Source organism: Longispora albida DSM 44784, from assembly GCF_000379825.1.
In the GTDB taxonomy this organism is placed as follows: domain Bacteria; phylum Actinomycetota; class Actinomycetes; order Mycobacteriales; family Micromonosporaceae; genus Longispora; species Longispora albida.
Genome location: NZ_KB903839.1, coordinates 113217 through 131875, shown reverse-complemented (window position 1 = coordinate 131875; position 18659 = coordinate 113217). Strand labels below are relative to the sequence as shown.

At 69.5% G+C, this 18659-nt stretch carries 18 protein-coding genes; 6 read left to right on the top strand and 12 right to left on the bottom strand.

Going from position 1 to position 18659, the window contains the following annotated elements; genetic code table 11:
• Positions 1-205: 205 nt before the first annotated feature.
• Positions 206-475: a 30S ribosomal protein S15 gene (gene rpsO / locus A3G1_RS0131910; protein ID WP_018353567.1), complete on the bottom strand. Its 270-nt coding sequence runs from the start codon at positions 473-475 to the stop codon at positions 206-208.
• Between the two features lie 136 nt (positions 476-611).
• On the bottom strand, positions 612-1541 hold the full coding sequence (locus tag A3G1_RS0131905; RefSeq protein ID WP_018353566.1) for a bifunctional riboflavin kinase/FAD synthetase: 930 nt from the start codon (positions 1539-1541) through the stop codon (positions 612-614).
• Positions 1542-1662: 121 nt separating this feature from the next.
• Here A3G1_RS0131905 and A3G1_RS0131900 point away from each other — a divergent pair, with 121 nt between their 5' ends.
• Positions 1663-2157 (top strand): NUDIX domain-containing protein, encoded by a 495-nt coding sequence (locus A3G1_RS0131900; protein WP_018353565.1) that lies wholly within the window; start codon positions 1663-1665, stop codon positions 2155-2157.
• A gap of 90 nt (positions 2158-2247) precedes the next feature.
• Positions 2248-5472, top strand: a complete 3225-nt coding sequence (locus A3G1_RS0131895) for an NACHT domain-containing protein (RefSeq protein WP_018353564.1) — start codon at positions 2248-2250, stop codon at positions 5470-5472.
• Positions 5473-5475: 3 nt separating this feature from the next.
• Here A3G1_RS0131895 and truB read toward each other — a convergent pair whose 3' ends face one another.
• From truB to A3G1_RS0131845, 10 genes are all read right to left on the bottom strand, one after another.
• Positions 5476-6354, bottom strand: coding sequence for a tRNA pseudouridine(55) synthase TruB (truB, locus tag A3G1_RS0131890; RefSeq protein WP_018353563.1), 879 nt, complete (start codon positions 6352-6354; stop codon positions 5476-5478).
• 14 nt (positions 6355-6368) lie between these two features.
• Positions 6369-7670 carry an MATE family efflux transporter gene (locus A3G1_RS0131885; RefSeq protein ID WP_018353562.1) on the bottom strand — a complete coding sequence of 434 codons (1302 nt, stop codon included), beginning with the start codon at positions 7668-7670 and terminating at the stop codon, positions 6369-6371.
• A 512-nt stretch (positions 7671-8182) separates the two neighbouring features.
• A complete protein-coding gene (locus A3G1_RS0131875) occupies positions 8183-9169 on the bottom strand; it encodes a DHH family phosphoesterase (RefSeq protein ID WP_026212727.1) in 987 nt (328 codons plus the stop codon).
• A 44-nt stretch (positions 9170-9213) separates the two neighbouring features.
• Complete coding sequence (gene rbfA, locus A3G1_RS37835; protein WP_018353559.1) at positions 9214-9639, bottom strand: 30S ribosome-binding factor RbfA; 426 nt, start codon at positions 9637-9639, stop codon at positions 9214-9216.
• Between the two features lie 200 nt (positions 9640-9839).
• Positions 9840-10133, bottom strand: a complete 294-nt coding sequence (locus tag A3G1_RS0131865) for a DUF503 domain-containing protein (protein WP_026212726.1) — start codon at positions 10131-10133, stop codon at positions 9840-9842.
• 10 nt (positions 10134-10143) lie between these two features.
• On the bottom strand, positions 10144-11127 hold the full coding sequence (locus A3G1_RS0131860; RefSeq protein WP_026212725.1) for a TRM11 family SAM-dependent methyltransferase: 984 nt from the start codon (positions 11125-11127) through the stop codon (positions 10144-10146).
• A 74-nt stretch (positions 11128-11201) separates the two neighbouring features.
• A complete protein-coding gene (infB, locus tag A3G1_RS0131855) occupies positions 11202-14174 on the bottom strand; it encodes a translation initiation factor IF-2 (protein WP_018353556.1) in 2973 nt (990 codons plus the stop codon).
• A 111-nt stretch (positions 14175-14285) separates the two neighbouring features.
• Positions 14286-14513, bottom strand: coding sequence for a YlxR family protein (locus A3G1_RS40015; RefSeq protein ID WP_245563649.1), 228 nt, complete (start codon positions 14511-14513; stop codon positions 14286-14288).
• A 233-nt stretch (positions 14514-14746) separates the two neighbouring features.
• On the bottom strand, positions 14747-15727 hold the full coding sequence (gene nusA / locus A3G1_RS37830) for a transcription termination factor NusA (protein ID WP_018353555.1): 981 nt from the start codon (positions 15725-15727) through the stop codon (positions 14747-14749).
• The gene (locus A3G1_RS0131845; RefSeq protein WP_018353554.1) at positions 15724-16242 is read right to left on the bottom strand and encodes a ribosome maturation factor RimP; all 519 of its coding nucleotides are present in this window, start codon (positions 16240-16242) and stop codon (positions 15724-15726) included. The genes nusA and A3G1_RS0131845 overlap by 4 nt, the downstream gene beginning before the upstream one ends.
• 134 nt (positions 16243-16376) lie before the next feature.
• Here A3G1_RS0131845 and A3G1_RS0131840 point away from each other — a divergent pair, with 134 nt between their 5' ends.
• The 4 genes from A3G1_RS0131840 to A3G1_RS0131825 all read left to right on the top strand — a co-directional run bounded on the left by A3G1_RS0131840 (position 16377) and on the right by A3G1_RS0131825 (position 18635).
• Positions 16377-16829 (top strand): hypothetical protein, encoded by a 453-nt coding sequence (locus tag A3G1_RS0131840; RefSeq protein ID WP_157641550.1) that lies wholly within the window; start codon positions 16377-16379, stop codon positions 16827-16829.
• Positions 16826-17251, top strand: a complete 426-nt coding sequence (locus A3G1_RS0131835) for a ferritin-like domain-containing protein (protein WP_018353552.1) — start codon at positions 16826-16828, stop codon at positions 17249-17251. The genes A3G1_RS0131840 and A3G1_RS0131835 overlap by 4 nt, the downstream gene beginning before the upstream one ends.
• A gap of 101 nt (positions 17252-17352) precedes the next feature.
• Positions 17353-17922, top strand: a complete 570-nt coding sequence (locus A3G1_RS0131830) for a PadR family transcriptional regulator (RefSeq protein WP_018353551.1) — start codon at positions 17353-17355, stop codon at positions 17920-17922.
• The gene (locus A3G1_RS0131825; RefSeq protein WP_018353550.1) at positions 17919-18635 is read left to right on the top strand and encodes an ABC transporter ATP-binding protein; all 717 of its coding nucleotides are present in this window, start codon (positions 17919-17921) and stop codon (positions 18633-18635) included. The genes A3G1_RS0131830 and A3G1_RS0131825 overlap by 4 nt, the downstream gene beginning before the upstream one ends.
• Positions 18636-18659 lie beyond the last annotated feature (24 nt).

Sequence of the window (18659 nt, the reverse complement as noted above, 5' to 3'; positions counted from 1 at the left end):
ACCACTACCGAGGACCGGTGCGTGGCCCCCTCACTCGGGCTCTGGGTCTTGCGCGCGCCACTGGGGGCGCTGGTCATTTCATCCTGTCATGAACCGGGCCGGACGTTCGGCTCGTTCCCCGAAGAACAGGACGATCGGGGAGTCTGGGTGAACCTCGTTCTTGCGAACGGGGGAGCGGCCGTGTGGCCACTCCCCCGGTTCCAAGCTATCGGCGCAGGCCGAGGCGCTCGATCAGCGCGCGGTAGCGCGCGATGTCCGACTTCGCCAGGTACTTCAGCAGCCGGCGGCGGCGGCCGACCAGCAGCAGCAGGCCACGGCGCGAGTGGTGGTCGTGCTTGTGCTTCTTGAGGTGCTCGGTCAGGTCCGAGATCCGCTTCGTCAGCACCGCGACCTGGACCTCCGGCGAACCGGTGTCACCCTCGACGGTGGCGTGCTCCTGCATGATCTGGGTCTTGACGGCTGCGTCGAGCGCCATTGTTCTCCCTAGGTTCGGGTTGGGGGTGTCGGCGGGAAAGCGCCGGGCCCCGCACCCGCGGCGTCGTGCAGGCACGCAGGGGCCACGCCGAGAACCGGCGTACCCGAACAGGTTACCAGCAGCCTCCGACAGGTATTCAGACAGTCAGGATGCGGCGTGTTTCGTCCACGTCTGCCTGGATCTGCGCGATCAGCGGGTCGAGCCCGTCGAACTTCAGCATCTCCCGCAGCCGGACCTGGAACTCGAGAGTGATCCGCTCGCCGTACAGGTCACCGTCGAAGTCGAGGACGTACGCCTCGATCCGCCGCTCCCGCCCGGCGAACGTCGGGTTCGTCCCGACGCTGATCGCCGCCATCAGCCGCTGGTCGCCCCGGAGCATCCACCCCGCGTACACCCCGTCGGCGGGGACGGCGGCGTGCGGCGTGCTCACCGCGAGGTTCGCGGTCGGGAATCCGAGGTGCCGCCCGCGCTGGTCGCCCTTCACGACGATGCCGTCGAGGCTGTGGGCCCGGCCGAGGGCCGTCGCGGCCACCGCGACCTCGCCCGCGTCGATCTGACTCCGGATGTACGTGGAACTGAAGACCGTCCCGGCCTCGCTCACCAGCGGCGCGGGTTCCACGGCGAAGCCGAACGTGTTCCCCAGGGTCCGCAGCAGGGCGATGTCCCCGGCGGCGCGGTGCCCGAACCTGAAGTTGTCCCCGACCACCACCAGCGCGGCGTGCAGGTGCTCCACCAGCACGTCGTGCACGAACGTCTCGGGCGACAGCCTGCTGAACTCCGTCGTGAACGGGATCACGCACAGCACGTCGACGCCGAGCGCCTCGATCAGCTCGGCCTTGCGTTCCGGCCCGGTCAGCACAGCCGGGTGGCTGCCCGGCCTGACCACCTCGCTCGGATGCGGGTCGAACGTGACCACGACGGACTGCACACCCAGCTCCGCGGCCCGCTTCACCGCGTGCCCGATGGTGGCCTGGTGCCCGCGGTGCACGCCGTCGAACACGCCGATCGTCACGACCGACCGGCCCCAGCCGCCCGGTGCCGAGTTCAGCCCCCGCCAACGCTGCATGGTCACCCTCCCGAAGTCCTGCCCCAGAGCCTAGTGCGCGCCCGGAGCCAGCGGCAGCCGAAGCCCCTCCGGCATAGCCTGTACCCCAACCATGATCCACTAGCGAAGGACGGCGGGAACGATGGGTTACACCGGTTCGTATCTCTGGCAGCTGCGCCAGCACGTCGGCAACCAGCTCGTGCTGATGCCCGGTGCGCAGGTGGTCCTGGTCGACGGCGAGGGCAGGATCCTGTTCCAGCGCCGGGCAGACACCGGCGAGTGGGACATCCCAGCAGGTTCCTGCGAGGAGAACTCGACCTTCGCCTCGACCGCCGTCACAGAACTCGCCGAGGAAACCGGCATCCAGGTCACCGAGGAAGCCCTCGTCCCGTTCGGCTGCCTGTCCGACCCGTCCGTCCACACAGTCCGATACCCGAACGGCGACCTCACGCACTGCTTCGCGATGCTCTACGAGGTCCGCACCTGGTCCGGAGAGATCACTCCCGAACCCGGCGAGGTCATCGAGGCGGCCTTCCACGACCCCGGCTCACCGCCGTCACCCCTGCAGAAGCAGACCGGCGTGGCCCTGGAGATGTATCTCGCCTACCGCCGGACCGGCACATTCCAAAACCGCTAGAACCATAATTTTGTACCGGCAGGCAAGCCACCAGTCACAACGTTGTCACACGGCTGGCCTGCCTGACGGTCTCCTGGCACCCTGCCCACCATGACGGCACTGGGGACAGCAGCCTTCGTCCTGGGCACCACGATCGCGAAGACCGCCTGCAGCCTCTGGCTGGGCGGCAGCAAGCTCACCGAGACGCTGTCGCACCAGGTCATCGACGAGGCGGCCAGCCGGCTGCGGACACCCCGCGAGCAACGGCAGTTCCGCCGCTTCCAGGAGCAGCTGGCCGAGCAGGTCACAGCCAAGCTGGAGTCGTTCCTGGCTCACGAGTTCGGCAGTTTTCCCGAACATGAGCGAACGGCCGCCCTCGCATCGGCCCACGAGACTCTCGCCCGGTCAGACCTCCACATCATCCACGCCGACTTCGATCCCACGATCCTCTACAAGGGACTCGCACCGCTCCCCAGTTCCGCCGTACTCAGCGAACCGGCCACGGCCCTCTGCAACCTCGTCCTCCGCGAGTCCTGCACATATCTCGTCGAAACCGTCCGCGCCCTGCCCGGCACAACCTCCGCGGCCCTCGAAGAAGTACTCCGCCGCGAAACCCGGATCCTCGCCGACCTCGAAGAGGCCCTGACCCGTCTGCCCATCCGGCGTGGTGTTCGCGACTTCGAAGCCGACTACCGGCACCTCACCGGCAACCACTTCGACCGCATCGAGCTCTTCGGTGCCACCGTCAACGACGAGAGCCGCTTGTACCCGCTCTCCGTCGCATACCTGAGCCTCACCCTCTCCGGCCGCGTCCTGGCCCGCCTCCGCCCCGACCGGCACGGCCTCCCCCACGGCATGCCCGACTCCGGTACCCCCACGCTGGCCAGGGTCGACGAGGCCCTCGCCTGCTCCGACCGCCTCTTCATCCGGGGCCAGGCCGGCATCGGCAAGACCACACTGCTCCACTGGATCGCCGTGCAGAGCGCCCGCGACTCGTTCACCGGCAAGCTCGACGGCTGGCGCGACAGCATCCCGTTCGTCATCCCGCTCCGCCGCTACGCGAACGAGCAGCTCCCGGCCCCCGAGCAGTTCATCACCGAGTCCAACCAGCACATCGCCGCCGAGATGCCGCCCGGCTGGGTCCAGCAGCACCTGCGCTCCGGCACCGCGATCGTCCTCATCGACGGCGTCGACGAGCTACCGGCCGAACGCCGTACCGAAGCCCGCAACTGGCTCGCCGACCTCGTCGCGGCCTTCCCCCGGGCCCGCTACGTGGTCACGTCCCGCCCAGCCGCCGTACCCGAGGAGTGGCTCAACCGCGAGGACTTCGACGTCGCCGACCTGGAACCCATGTCCCCGATGGACGTCCGGGTCTTCGTCGAACGGTGGCACGCCGCTATGCGCGACACGTGCATACCCGACCAGGCCGCCGAACTCGACCAGTACCAGTCCGACGTGCTCCACGCCCTCGACACCCGCAGCCACCTCCGCCGCCTCGCCGGGTACCCGCTCCTGTGCGCCCTGATGTGTGCCCTGCACCGCGACCGTCGTGGCCAACTCCCCGAGAACCGCATGGAGCTGTACGAGGTCGCCCTCCACATGCTCCTCGAACGCCGCGACAAGGAACGCCACATCCAGGCCCTCCCCCTCACCCGCACAGAACGCTCGCTCCTCCTGCAACAAGTCGCGTACTGGCTGATCCGCAACAGCCTCTCCGACGCCCCCGCCGAAGCCGTCGAGAAACAGATCGCCCTCCGCCTCTCCGGCATGCGCGGCAACCACGAACCCGCCGCCGTACTCCGTCACCTGCTCGAACGCACCGGCCTGCTCCGCGAACCCGTCCACGGCCGCATCGACTTCGTCCACCGCACCTTCCAGGAGTACCTGGCCGCCAAAGCCGCCATCGACGCCGACGACCGGGGTACCCTCATCAGCCACGCCCACCTCGACCAGTGGCGCGAAGTCGTCGTGATGGCCGCAGGTCACGCCTCAGCCCCAGAACGCGAACGCCTCCTCACCGCCCTCCTGACCCGAGCCGAAACGTCTCCCCAACGCCGCCGCGACGCCCTCCTCCTGATCGCAATCGCATGCCTGGAGGTCTCCCCCGAACTCCCGCCAACCCTCCGCGCACACATCGACCAGGCCAGCAACCAACTCCTGCCGCCCAAGTCCATGACTACTGCGCACGTCATCGCCGCCACCGGCGAACTAGCCCTCGACCTCTTGGCTCGCACCATCCCGAGTACCCCACGCGAAGTAGCAGCCACCATCCGGGCCGCCGCCGAAACCGGCGACCCCGCAGCCCTCCCCCTGATCGGCCGCCTCGCCGCCCGCCCCGAACGCATTGTCCACAACGAAGTAATCCGAGCCTGGGAAAAATTCGACCCGGAAGAGTACGCCCGCCTGGTTCTCGCCAACGCTCCACTCACTGGCCAGAATTATCCTGGATCCCTCGATGTCGACGATCCGCGCTTCCTCGCCGGCCTAGAGCACATTCGCCAGCTTTCGCATCTCCACTGCGACTTCGGGGAACACAGCGACGGGGACTTGGCATTTCTTGCTGAACTGCCCGAACTCCCCGAACTGTGGTACAGGAATTCCAGTGTCGCGAATCTGGCCCCTCTTGCAAAAACTCGCCTCGAATGGCTCACAATCGCTCCAGGCTTCAGCGAACCCGCCAGGCTTGACGTAGCGCCGCTTCGCGATTGGCGCAGTATTCGCAGATTCTATCTTTACTCTCCGGCGAGCAATCTGCATTCACTAGGAACGTTACCGCACCTGGTCTCACTGGCGGTTGCCCCGGAGTCGGAGGCGCAAATTGACGAGCTCACCGCATTAGGTACCCTGAATGACCTGCAGCTTGAAGGCCCGCCCGATCTTACCGATCTCAGCAGCATCGCGTTCCTGAAAGCACCACGGTACATTTTTGTACGCAACTGCCTGGCGCTCGCGGACATCAGCACACTGACCCGCTGGTCGAATTCGATTTCATGGCTGGGCATCGACGCCAGATCAGGAATCGATCTCTCACCGTTGAGCCAGCTCGGCAACCTTCACGACTTTCAGCTCTTGAGTCCTGAGCCCATAGATCTTCGCCCTGCAGCCGACATACCATGGCTCGAAACCCTACGCCTGCACTGCCCTGAAGCCGACCTGAGCCCAATGAGAAAGAGCCGGGTCCTCACCAGAATATTCTTATACTCGTCGGGCAATATCAGCTCAAGTTTCGATCTCGCACCCCTGTGCGGAATGCAGCTCACGATTCATGTTGCACGCGGGGTAAAACTGACAGGCCTGCAGCACCTGGGTCAAGAAACTCGCATTAGGGCGATCTAGCAGCTAGGCCGGCTTCAGTACCAGTTCTGGCTTTGCCTTCTTGCCCTGCTCGACCATGATCGCCAGCACATCGCCCTCCGGCCCGAACACCGCATACGGGCCGACGATCCCTGCCGCGTCGATCGGGCCGCCGTGCGAGATGACTTTCGCCTGGCCGGCGTCGAGGTCTCGGCGGCGGAAGAGGCGTTCGGCTGCCGTGTTCAGGTCGATCGTGACCGGGTCGGCCAGCTCTTCGAGTTCGGCCAGGGTGCGGGCCTCGGCGAGGGTGAAGCCGCCGACGGCGGTACGGCGGAGGGCGGTCAGGTGGCCGCCGACGCCCAGGTCAGCGCCGAGGTCGCGGGCGATGGCGCGGATGTACGTGCCCGACGAGCACTCGACCTCCACGTCGACGTCGACCAGCCCGGGCGAGCGGCGGATCTCGCCGACGTCGAGGCGGTACACGGTCACCGGCCGGGCGGCCAGCTCGACTTCCTCCCCGGCCCGGACCTTCGCGTACGACCGGACGCCGTTCACCTTGATCGCGCTGACGGCCGTCGGTACCTGCTGGATCGGCCCGGTCAGTTTCGCCAGCCCCGCGCGGATGTCCTCATCGGACACTCCGCCGGCCGGTGTCTCCGCCGTCAGGTCGCCCTCGGCGTCGTCGGTGATCGTCGACTGGCCGAGGCGGATCGTGCCGGCGTACCCCTTCCGGCTGCCGATCACGTACGTCAGCAGCTTGGTACCGCGTTCGACGCCCAGCACCAGCACGCCCGTCGCCATCGGGTCCAGGGTGCCGCCGTGCCCGACGCGCCTCGTCTTCGCGAACCGGCGGAGCCGCCCCACCACGTCATGGGAGGTCATCCCGGCCGGTTTGTCCACGATCACGAGCCCTGTCGTCGCCACCGGACCAACTTAGATCAGGCCCTGACCGCGCCGGCTACCGCCCACCGGCCCGACATCAGCCGGGCCATCAGCGCCACGAGCCGGACGACCATGAACACCGTCAGCCCGGCCCACACGCCACCGAGCCCGAGGTCCAGCACATACGCCAGCCACACGACCGGCAGGAAGCCGCCGAGCGCCGCCACGATCGTCATGTTCCGCATGTACCGGATGTCGCCGGCCCCGACCAGGACCCCGTCGAGCGCGAAGACGACGCCGGCGATCGGCTGCATCGCCACGAACCAGGGCCACGCGATCATCGCCTGCTGGTGGACAGCCTGGTCACCGGTGAACAGGTCCGGCAGCCACCACGCACTGGCCGCGATGACGACGCCGAACGCGACCCCGCAGTACCCGCCCAGGCGCGTGATCCGCCAGGCCGTCCGCCGGGCCACCTCTTCCCGCCCAGCGCCCAGCTCCGCCCCGATCAGGGACTGGGCGGCCACGGCCAGCGCGTCCAGCACGAAGGCGCAGAACATCCACAGCTGCAGCGCGATCTGATGGGCCGCCAGGGCCGCCGCGCCGAACCGGGCCGCCACGGCCGCAGCGGACAGGAACGAAGCCTGGAACGCGAAGCCACGGATGACGAGATCCCGGCTCAGCGTGAGCTGCCTGAGCAGCATGCCCGGGTGCGGGGCCAGCGGGACCTTCTCCGCGACCAGCGCCCAGACGAACAGCCCGCCGGACAGCGTCTGCGCGATCACGTTCGCGACGGCGGAACCGGTCAGGCCCATCCCCGCCGGGTACACGAGGATCGGGCACAGGACGGCGGAGAGCAGGTTGGCGCCGAGGACGTACCAGACCGGGCGTCTCGTGTCCTGCACGCCCCGCATCCAGCCGTTACCGGCCAGGGCGAGCAGGATGCCGGGCGCGCCGAGGCTCGCGATCCTGAGCCAGGTCTCCGCCCCGTCGGCGATCTCCCCCGTACCCGCCATCGCCCGGGCCAGCGGGCCAGCGCCGAACTGGGCGGCCACCGCGAGGAGGACGCCGGCCGCGAGGGCCAGCCAGGACGACTGCACGCCTTCCGCGACGGCCTCAGCGCGCCGCCCGGCCCCGTACAGCCGGGAGCTCTTGGCTGTGGTTCCGAAGGCCAGCACGTTGCCGATCCAGGCCGCCACGGCCAGCACGCCGCCCCCGATGGCCAGCGAGGCCAGGGCGGTGCCGCCAAGGTGACCGACGACCGCCGTGTCGACGAGCAGGTACACCGGCTCGGCCGCCAGGACCACCAGGGCGGGCAGGGCCAGCGACAGGATCTTGCGGAGCGGGGCTTCGGTCACGGCGCGACCCTAACGCGGCCGTCCGACAATCCGGGGCCCGGCGAGCCCTCCCGCCGGCCATGATCCGCGCCACACGCCCGCCGGGTACCGGAAAACAGATCATGGCGCCGGGAAGACCCGGCGCCATGATCCCAACCAGAGCGCAGACTGTGTTTGCCTTCGCGCGCCTACTGCCGGATGTCCATCGACTCCTGCATCGCCTGCCGTGCGGCTTCGCGTGCTTCGTCGTCCTGCGGGCGCGGTGTGTGCTTACGTGCCATCGTGACTCATTCCTTCGCCTGTACGCAAACCGAGCGGGCCAGCGCGGAAAACCCCGGGCGGGGAGCCGGCCCTCAGATGTTCAGGCCCCGCCTCGGCGGCTAAGAATGAGTACTACTCGGCGCATGCTGGCAAAACTATCGGCTCGTCCCACACTTCGCACGCGATTCCCAGACTCTGAGAGGCGCGTCGGGAGCGGACCCGGGTACGCAAAAGGGGCGCCGCACCAGCGACGCCCCCAGAAACCACGAAACCTACAGCAGGGCCACGATCTGCCCGAGCACTTCCTCCGCAGAACCCGTCCCGGTGAATCCGGCGGCATAGCGGTGCCCGCCACCGCCCAGCGCCACCGACACCCGGGCCACGTCCGTCGCGGTCTTGCTCCGCAGGGACACGGCCCACTGGCCGCTTTCCAGCTCCTTGAGCACGCACGCGACATCGGCCTCTGCGGCCGTGCGCACCACGTCGATCAGGCTCTCCAGCGCGTCGTACGGCACGCCGTGCCTGGCCAGGTCGGCCTGGGTCGCATACGTCCACACCAGGCCGCCAGCGACCCGATCGTCGAGCCGGGCCCGGCCAAGCGCCTCACCGAACAGCCCGATCGCGCCGAAGGGCCGGTTGTCGAACAGCCGGCGGGAGATCACCTCGGGCCGGATGCCGGTCTCCAGCAGCCGGGCGGCGAGCCGGTGCACCTCTGGCGTCGTCGTCCCGTACTTGAACGAGCCGGTGTCCGTCGACAGCCCCACATACAGGCACTCGGCGATCTCCCGGTCGAGCGGGATGCCCATCCGCCGGAGCAGTTCCTCGGCGAGCACCGCCGTGGCGGCGGCACTCGCGTCGACCAGGTGCACGGTACCGAAGAAGGTGTTGGAGGCATGGTGGTCGAGCACGATGACCTCGGAAGCGGTGCCGAACCGCCCCGCCAGCTCACCCAGGCGCTCCGTGTTACCGGCGTCGAACGTGACCACCAGGTCCGGAGCCTGGTCGCAGTCCGAGGCCGGGACCAGCAGCTCCTGCCCCGGCATGCCATCGAACAACGCGGGCAGGAAGAACCGGCCGGGGAAGGTCGCCTGGCAGGACCTGCCGATCCGGGCCAGGCCGAGCGCGACGGCGAGCATGCTGCCCAGCGCGTCGCCGTCCGGGTTGACGTGGCAGATCAGCAGCGGGCGCTCGGCGGCGGCCAGCGCCTCGATCGCGCGGGCCCACTCCGCCGGCTGCGGACCTGCAGGCAGTTCATCCACGGGACCCGCCTGCCCTGGGACGACCAGCCGTGCCGTGGGCACGGTCACGACTCGTCATCCGCCTTGTAAGGGTTCGCTTCGCCGGCGTACTGCGCGCCAGCCGCCATCCGGTGCACCTCGGCGTCGGCGGCGTTCGCCTGGGCCAGCAGGTCGTCGATCGTCGCCACGTGGTCCTGGACCTGGTCGGCGACGAAGGTGATGCTGGGCGAGTGCCGCAGGCCCAGCCGGCGCCCGACGGTCGTGCGGAGCATGCCCTTGGCACTCTCCAGCGCGGCGCGCGAGGCGTCCTGTTCCGTGGGGTCACCAAGGACCGTGTAGTAGACGGTCGCCTCGCGGAGGTCGTTGGTCAGGCGCGCGTCGGTCACGGTCACCATGCCGAGCCGGGGGTCCTTGACCTGCGTCTTGAGGCTAGACGCGACCAGCTCGCGCACACGGCCGGCCAGCCGCCGCACCCGCGCCGAGTCAGACATTTCATACCTCCGGTTCGCACACCGCCCGGCCGCTCCAGCGGACCGGCCCGGCTTGGTCAACCCAGCAAGCCCAACGCAACGGCCAGCCGGTAGTCAAGACAGAAGGCTGGCCTCATACCAACCTCGCAAACAGTACTCGGTTTCGGCGGAGGTGCACACATCGTGACCTCCGCCGTCCGGCTCAACCGGTCGAAACTGACCTAATCCTCATCACCATGTAGCCGGCGTCGCACGGAAAGTAGCTGCAACTCGGGCATCATGCCGAACTGCCGCTCACACCGGTCGAGCACGTCGCGCACATGGGCGGCGTCGCCGGAAACCACGGCCACACCGATCTGCATCCGGCCATGCACATCCTGGTCACCAACTTCGGCGACCGAAACCTCGTACTTCTTCAGAGCGGCGAGCAAAGGGCGGACATAAGCCCGCTTCGCTTTCAGATTCCGGGAATCGCCCGGCAGCAGCACATCAAAAACCGCGGTACCTGTGAACACCCGGAAAAGGCTACTTGCACGCCACCAGAATGTCGCGCGTGATTGCCTGGTCGACCCAGTGCTCGAATCCGGGCGTCTCGGCGATCCTCAGCCCGCACCGCTCCACGATGGCCGCGATCTCGGCCTTCGGCGCGGTGTGCGTGTTGAACGCGATACCCAGCGCGCCACCAGGACGCAGGATCTCCGCCCAGCCCGGCATGGCCTGCCGCAACAGGTCAGCCGGCTTTCGCGACAGTCCATTGTGGTGCGCGCCGTGCGCCACGCCATAAGGTGCGTCGGTCACGATCAGATCCGCGCTGCGCGGTTTGATCACCTCACGGGCTTTCAGAGCATCGATGTTGTACGAGACGAGCTTCTGCTCACCCGCCACCGTCACCTCGAGCCGCCGGGCGATCAGCTTCTTCTCCCGGCGTACCGGAGTGACGTCCGCCCTGTGCTTGAGCCGTTTGCGCTTCAGCCACGTCTTGAGGAACGCGGCGTAGGCGTCGAAGTCCTTGCCGTCCAGCTCGGTACCCAGGGCGTCGTAGCCGTACATCAGCGCCTGGTTGAGCGTCGTGCCCCGACCGGCCATCGGGTCGAAGACCACCAGGCTCCGGTCGGCCAGGTCCAGGCCCGCGCTCAGCAGGGTCACGTTCAGCAGCAGCTTGGTGAACTGCTCGTTGGTCTTTCCCTGGTACTTCTGGATGGTGATCAGGTCGTCGTCGTACCGGTCGAGCCGCTCCAGCCGCACCGGCCGCAGCAGGTCGCCGTCCACCACCTCGAACAGCGCGAACATCGCCGACAGGTTGGACAGCGTCGCGACCCCGTCAGCGGTCAGCTCACCGGCCTCGAAGGACACATAGGACAGGCCGCCGAGACTCGTCTCGGTGATCTCGCCCAGCCCGCCGGGAACCACGCCGGCGAACACCGCCAGCTCCGCCGCCGCGAGGCGGGTGGCGGCCTCCGCGTACACCCGGTTGGACGACGGGGCCACCAGCAATGCGTAACGCGCCATGCTCTCTCTTCTACCAGTACTCAGAAAGGGCGAAGGCCCGGGACACAGTCGCGTCCCGGGCCCTCCCGTACTACTTACGTGCGGGGCTTCTCCCGCATCTCCCACGTCTCGATGACGTCGTCGACCTTGATGTCGTTGAAGCTGCCGAGCGTGATACCACACTCGAAGCCCTCGCGGACCTCGGTCGCCGCGTCCTTGAACCGCTGGAGCGACGAGATGCTGAGGTTGTCGGCCACCACGGCACCGTCCCGCAGGAGACGCGCCTTGGTGTTCCGCCGGATGATCCCGGTACGGACGATGCAACCCGCGATCGTGCCGAACTTCGAGGACTTGAAGACCTCGCGCACCTCTGCGGTGCCCAGGTCCACCTCCTCGTAGACCGGCTTGAGCATGCCCTTGAGAGCCGCCTCGATCTCCTCGAGCACCTGGTAGATGACGGTGTAGTACCGGATCTCCACGCCCTCGCGGTCGGCCAGCTCCTTCGACTGGGCCGTGGCCCGGACGTTGAAGCCGATGATCGTCGCGTTCTCGCCGGAGGAGGCGCTGGCCAGGTTGACGTCGTTCTCGGTGATCGCACCGACACCGCGGTGGATGACCTTGAGCTGCACCTCTTCGGGGATGTCCAGCTTGAACAGCGCGTCTTCCAGAGCCTCGACCGAGCCGGACACGTCACCCTTGAGGATGAGCGACAGCGTGGTCTTCTCGCCCTCCTTGAGCTGCTCCATGAGCGACTCGAGGGTGGCGCGGCCACGGTTGTTCGCCATCTGGGCCGCACGCCGGCGGGCGGCGCGCTGCTCGGCGATCTGCCGGACGGTGCGGTCCTCGTCGGCGGCCAGGAACGTGTCCCCGGCGCCCGGCACCGCGGTCAGGCCGAGCACCAGGACCGGGCGAGCCGGGCCTGCCTCGTTGACCGTGTTGCCGTTCTCGTCGAGCATCGCCCGGACGCGGCCGTAGGCGTTACCGGCCACGATCGAGTCACCGACCCGCAGCGTGCCCTTCTGGACCAGGACGGTGGCCACGGGGCCCCGGCCCTTGTCCAGGTGAGCCTCGATGGACACACCCTGGGCGTGGCCGTCGATCGGCGCGGTCAGCTCCAGCGCGGCGTCCGCGGTCAGCAGGACGGCCTCGAGCAGCTTGTCGATGTTCGTACCCGGCTTGGCGGCCACGTTGACGAACATCGTCTCGCCGCCGTACTCCTCGGCGACCAGGCCGTACTCGGTGAGCTGCTGGCGCACCTTGTCCGGGTTGGCGCCTTCCTTGTCGATCTTGTTCACCGCGACCACGACCGGCGCGTTGGCTGCCTTCGCGTGGTTGAGCGCCTCGATCGTCTGGGGCATGACGCCGTCGTCGGCGGCCACGACCAGCACCACGATGTCGGTGACGTTGGCACCACGGGCACGCATGGCGGTGAACGCCTCGTGACCCGGGGTGTCGATGAAGGTCAGGGCGCGTTCGACGCCCTCGTGCTCGACCTGCACCTGGTAGGCACCGATGTGCTGGGTGATGCCACCCGACTCGCCAGCCACGACGTTCGACTTGCGGATCGCGTCGAGCAGGCGGGTCTTACCGTGGTCGACGTGACCCATGACCGTGACGATGGGAGCCCGCACGACCAGGCGGTCGGGGTCCACGTCGGCGTCGAGGTCGATGTTGAACTGCGCGAGCAGCTCACGGTCCTCGTCCTCCGGGCTGACGATCGAGATGGTGTAGCCCAGGTGCTCGCCCAGCAGGAGCAGGGTGTCGTCCGAGCAGGACTGCGTCGCCGTGACCATCTCACCCAGGTTGAACATCTCCTGGACGAGCGAGCCCGGGTTGGCGTTGATCTTCTCGGCGAAGTCCGAGAGCGAGGCGCCACGGGGCAGGCGGATCTCTTCGCCACGACCCCGGGGGGCGCCAGAGCTCATCGTCGGGGCCGACAGGTTGTCGAACTCCTGACGCCGCTGCTTCTTGGACTTGCGGCCACGGGCGGGCTTGCCACCCGGACGGCCGAACGCACCAGCCGTGCCGCCACCGCGGCCACGACCGCCACCACCGGGACGGCCACCGCCACCCGGGGCACCGGCACCAGCACCGGGCGCGCCGCCACCGGGACGGAAGCCACCGCCGGCACCGCCACCGGGGCCGCCGCGGAAGCCACCGCCGCCGCCACCGCCACCGGGGCCGCCGCGGAAACCGCCGCCACCGCCACCGGGACGACCGGCGCCGCCACCACCGGGACCACCCGGACGGCCAGCGCCACCACCGGGAGCACCGGGACGGCCCGGCGCGCCACCCGGGCGCGCGGCCCGGTTCGGCATGGACGCGGGACTCGGCCGCGGCGGCATCGAAGCGGGGCTCGGCCGGGGCGGCATGGAAGCCGGGCTGGGCCGGGGACCCGCGGCCGACGGGCCGGGGCGAGCTGCGGGCTGGTTACCGCCGCCCGGGGTGATCCCGAACGGGTTGTTGCTGGCACTGCCGCTGCGCGGGCCGGGACGGGGCCCCGGACGCGGAGCGGAACCCGGCTGGGCGCCGGGCGGACCGGGCCGCGGGCCGGGCTTGGGGCCGCCCGGGGCGACCGGAGGCTTGGAGGCTGCCTCGGCGCGCTGCTTGGCTGCAGCTGCCTGCGCGGCTTCCTGGTCCTTCTTCAGCTGGGCCGCACGGGCCTCAGCCGCAGCGACCTCGATGTCGTGCGCGCTGGCCTGCTTCGAGGAGACGACCGGCGGGCGCGGGCCGGGCTTCGGACCGGGCACCGGCGGCTTGGGGCCGGGCTTCGGACCGGCCGGGCCGGGCTTGGGCGCGATGGACGCGGGCTTGGGCGCTGCCGGAGCCTGCGGGGTGGCCGGAGCCGCAGAGGCGGCCGGCGTAGCGGGGGCGCTCGGCGCTGCCGGGGCGGACGGAGCCGCACCGGACGCTGCCATGGCGTCCCGGAGCCGCCGGGCCACGGGGGCCTCGACGGTGCTGGATGCTGACTTCACGAACTCGCCCATGTCTTTCAGCTTGGCGAGAACGGTCTTACTTTCGACCCCGAGCTCTTTCGCGAGTTCGTGTACGCGGGCCTTTCCTGGCACTGCACTCCTCAAGGTTTGACGAGGCCGTGCGGGAAGACCCGCCGCGACCTCACTCGTGCATCGGAAGCTGGCTCATTGCAGCTGCTTCATCGGATGCTCATACTGGTCGACCTACCTTGTTACTGATCCGTGCGGCGTCGGAATGACCCCGCCATCGGCATTCCCAAGTGCCTCGTGCAACCGGCTGGTGTCAGCGACACCCGCCATCCGGAGCGCCCGGCCGAAGGCCCTGCGCTTCTCCGCCTGCGCGAGACAAGCCGGGACGCGGTGCAGGCTCGCACCTCTGCCCGGCATTCTGCGGGCCGGGTCGGGAACTATGACACTCCCGGCGGCGACCACTCGCAGTAACTCGGAGGCTGGCGCACGCAACCGACACCCGATGCAGGTGCGGATTGGCTGCGCGCGACGTACCACGAGGAAGTCTACCCCGAAGGCCGGCACCTTTTCCGCTCAGCCTCACCATTGCGATCTTCGGACGGGTACCCGGCACCGGACAGCCGGGCCCAGACATGCTCTGACCCGGCCAGACGGTACCGGGTACCGTCGGCCGGGTCACAGTGTGCCGGGCCGGGTCAGCCCTGTTCGGCGTCGGAGCGGATGTCGATCCGCCAGCCGGTGAGCCGGGCGGCGAGCCGGGCGTTCTGCCCTTCCTTGCCGATCGCGAGGGAGAGCTGGAAGTCGGGGACGATCACGCGGGCCGCCCGCGCCGAGGCGTCGACGACCTCCACCGACAGCGCCCGCGCCGGGGACAGCGCGTTGCCGACGTACTGCGCCGGGTCCTCGGCCCAGTCGATGATGTCGATCTTCTCGCCGTGCAGCTCGCTCATCACCGCGCGCACCCGGCTGCCCATCGGGCCGATGCAGGAGCCCTTGGCGTTGACGCCCTGCACGCCGGAGTACACCGCGATCTTCGTGCGGTGGCCGGCCTCCCTGGCCACCGACATGATCTCGACCGTCCGGTCGGCGATCTCGGGGACCTCGAGGGCGAAGAGCTTCTTTACCAGGTTCGGGTGGGAGCGCGAGACGGTGATCTGCGGGCCGCGGAAGCCCTTGGCCACGTGCACGACCAGGCACTTGATCCGCATGCCGTGCGTGTACAGCTCGCCGGGGACCTGCTCGGACTGCGGGAGCACCGCCTCGACCTTGCCGAGGTCGATGGCGACGATGCCCTTCTCCGCCCGGCTGCCGTCGGCCTGCACGACACCGGTGACGATGTCGCCCTCCCGGCCCGCGTACTCGCCGAAGGTCTGGTCGTCAGCCGCCTCACGCAGGCGCTGGAGGATGACCTGCTTGGCGGTCATCGCGGCGATCCGGCCGAAGTCGTGCGGGGTGTCGTCCCACTCCCGGGTGATCGTGCCGTCGGAGTCGCGCTCGGTCGCCCACACCGTCGCCACGCCGGTCCGCCGGTCGATGTCGACGCGGGCGTGCGGGTGGGCGCCGTCGGTGTGCCGGTACGCGGTCAGCAGGGCCGACTCGATCGCGTGCAGGATCGTCTCGAACGGGATCTCCCGCTCCCGCTCCAGTGCGCGGAGGGCGGCGAGGTCGATGTTCATTCCTGATCCTCTTCTATGTCTTCGTCTAGGTCTTCGTCATCGCCGGCGTCCGGGAAAGCCTCGCTCACCCGGTTGAACTCGATCTGGATCTTCCCCGGGCCGAGCTCGGCCAGGCCGATCTGCTTCTCCGTGCCGTCGAAGTCCAGCGTGACCACGCCGTCAGCGGCCGAGACCACCCGGCCGGTGCCGGCCGAGGACTTCACGAGCCGGCCGGCGGCACGCCGCCAGTGCCGCTCCTCGGTCAGCGCCCTGTCGATGCCGGGCGAGCTGACCTCCAGTGTGTACGGCTCGGTGCCGAGCTGGTCCTCGACGGCGTCGAGCCCCTCGGCGACCAGCCGGGACAGCTCGGCGACCGTGTCCAGGTTCACTCCGTCGTCCCCGTCGACGGTGATCCTGACCAGCAGCCTGCGGCCGACTCTCGTCACCGCGAGGTCTTCCAGGTCGTAGCCCTGACCGACGATGATCGGCCCGGCAATCTCGGTCATCCGGGTCTTCAGCGCCGTCAGACTCGCCACCCGAACACCTCCAGTTGTCGTTATTACCTCCGGGAGGCGCGCAGCGACCAACCCGGGGGGTATGAGCGTAACCCGGCGCCTTCCGGCCGGCCGAGCGGTCCGGCCCGGCGCGCCGACCGGCTAACCTCGTCCGGGTGCGCATGGAACCCATCACCCGCCGCGGCGTGCTCGCCGCACTGACCGGGGCGGCCCTCGCCGGTACCCTGGGCGGCTGCGGGCTCTTCGACGAGGAGCCCACGACGGCCCCGCCGCCGCATCCGCTGCTCCAGTACCTGACGTCGACCGTCGCCCTGGCCCAGGTGTACGAGGCGAGCCTGGCCGCGAACCCCGAGCTGGCCGGCAGGTACGGCGTGATCCGGGACAACCACTGGGCGCACGCCGACGCGCTGGCCACCGTGATCCGCAAGCCGGCCCCGGCTCGTGGCCCCGGTACGGCACAGGCCGTCGACAAGGCCGGGCTGGTCGCGTCCGAGCAGGAGGCGAAGAAGTCGGCCTACGAGGGCGCTCTGACGATCGCCGGGCAGTACGCGGGGCTGCTGGGCTCGATCGCCGCCTGCCGTACGACACATGTGGAGGGTCTGGCATGAGCGCGAACGAGCAGCTCGCCGCGGCGCTGGTGGCTGAGCACGCCGCGATCTTCGGGTACGGGACGCTCGGGTCGCGGCTCGACGGGGCCGTGCTGGAGGCCGCGCGGCAGGCCGACGCCGCGCACCGCGAGCGCCGGGACGCCCTGACGACCCGGCTGGCCACGGCCAAGGCGACCGCGCCGCCGAGCGAGTCGGCGTACGCGCTGCCGTTCCCGGTGACGGACCGGGCGAGCGCGCTGAAGCTGGCCGTGCAACTGGAGGAGCGTACGGCGCAGGCGTGGCGTGCGGTGCTGCCTGTGTCCACAGGGGACGAGCGCAAGCTCGCGCTCGACGCGCTGCTGGACGCCTCGGCGCGGGCGGCGAGATGGCGGCGTGCGGCGGGGGTCACCCCGGCATCGGTGGCATTCCCTGGGAAGCCGTAGTGCTTTCCGGCGCCTCGTACATCTGAAAGATTTTGATCTTTTGCACGTGGCCTGAGCTGCGGTGTTGCCGATGACATACTCAGTATGCATACTCGGTAGGCATGAGCGTGAAGCATGGACTGCTGGCGTTGCTGGAGCACGGGCCGAGGTATGGCTACCAGCTCCGGGCGTCCTTCGAGGAGTCGACCGGTGCCACCTGGCCGCTGAACATCGGGCAGGTCTACACCACACTGAGCAGGCTCGAGCGCGACGACCTGGTCCGCGCGCTGCCGGAGTCCGACGGCGGGCAGCGGCCCTTCGAGATCACCGAGCGCGGGCGGGCCGAGCTGCGGTCCTGGTTCGCGACGCCGGTCGCACGGGCCGACCGGCCGCGTGACGAGCTGGCGATCAAGCTGTCGCTGGCCCTGACCACGCCCGGCGTGGACGTCGCGGCCGTCGTGCAGACGCAGCGGACCGCGACGATGCGCGCGCTGCAGGAGTACACCCGGCTCAAGTCGAGCGCCAGGCTGCCAGCCGACCTGCCGTGGTTGCTGGTCCTCGACGCCCTGATCTTCCAGGCCGAGGCCGAGGCACGCTGGCTCGACCACTGCGAGGCGAGCCTCCTGCGGTACCCGGTCCCCGCGCCACCCCTTCCCACCACTGTGGACATCTCCGAGGAGAGCACCGTATGACCGTCCTGGAGTTACGAGACACGTACCGCACGCACGGGAAAGGCGAGACGGCCGTCCACGCGCTGCGCGGGGTGAGCCTGAAGGTGCAGCCCGGCGAACTGGTCGCGGTCATGGGGCCCTCGGGCTCGGGAAAGTCCACCCTGCTCCACCTCGCCGGCGGGCTGGACAAGCCGACCACCGGCGAGGTGCTGGTCGAGGGCCAGGCCCTCAGCGGCATGAACAAGCGTGAGCTGGCGAAGCTCCGCAGGCGCAGCATCGGGTACGTCTTCCAGGACCTCAACCTGCTGCCCAGCCTCACGGCCGCCGAGAACGTGGCCCTGCCGCTGGAACTCGACGGCGTGAGCCTCCGGGTCGCACGGAAGGCGGCACTCGCCGCGCTGGCCGAACTCGAACTCGAAGCGCTGGCCCCCCGCTTCCCCGACGACATGTCCGGCGGCCAGCAGCAGCGGGTCGCCATCGCCCGCGCGCTGGTCGGCGAGCGCCGGCTCGTGCTGGCCGACGAACCGACGGGTGCGCTCGACTCCACGACGGGCGAGGCCGTGCTCCGTGTCCTTCGCGGACGGTGCGACGCCGGGGCCGCCGGGGTGCTCGTGACCCACGAGGCCCGGCACGCCGCGTGGGCCGACCGGGTCGTGTTCCTGCGCGACGGGCTCATGGTCGACGCCTCCGGCCCGCTGCCGGCCGCCGAGACCCTGCTGGAGCCGAGCGCATGAGCCACGGAACAACCTGCACCGGGG

What these genes read in the sequence shown, in the direction of transcription:
- A3G1_RS0131905 (WP_018353566.1), bottom strand. Translation starts at nt 1,541, where the DNA reads ATGCAGCGTTGGCGGGGGCTGAACTCGGCACCGGGCGGCTGGGGCCGG.
- rpsO (WP_018353567.1), bottom strand. Translation starts at nt 475, where the DNA reads ATGGCGCTCGACGCAGCCGTCAAGACCCAGATCATGCAGGAGCACGCC.
- A3G1_RS0131830 (WP_018353551.1), top strand. Translation starts at nt 17,353, where the DNA reads ATGAGCGTGAAGCATGGACTGCTGGCGTTGCTGGAGCACGGGCCGAGG.
- nusA (WP_018353555.1), bottom strand. Translation starts at nt 15,727, where the DNA reads ATGAACATCGACCTCGCCGCCCTCCGCGCACTGGAGCGGGAGCGGGAG.
- A3G1_RS0131895 (WP_018353564.1), top strand. Translation starts at nt 2,248, where the DNA reads ATGACGGCACTGGGGACAGCAGCCTTCGTCCTGGGCACCACGATCGCG.
- A3G1_RS0131825 (WP_018353550.1), top strand. Translation starts at nt 17,919, where the DNA reads ATGACCGTCCTGGAGTTACGAGACACGTACCGCACGCACGGGAAAGGC.
- A3G1_RS0131900 (WP_018353565.1), top strand. Translation starts at nt 1,663, where the DNA reads ATGGGTTACACCGGTTCGTATCTCTGGCAGCTGCGCCAGCACGTCGGC.
- rbfA (WP_018353559.1), bottom strand. Translation starts at nt 9,639, where the DNA reads ATGTCTGACTCGGCGCGGGTGCGGCGGCTGGCCGGCCGTGTGCGCGAG.
- A3G1_RS0131835 (WP_018353552.1), top strand. Translation starts at nt 16,826, where the DNA reads ATGAGCGCGAACGAGCAGCTCGCCGCGGCGCTGGTGGCTGAGCACGCC.
- A3G1_RS0131860 (WP_026212725.1), bottom strand. Translation starts at nt 11,127, where the DNA reads ATGGCGCGTTACGCATTGCTGGTGGCCCCGTCGTCCAACCGGGTGTAC.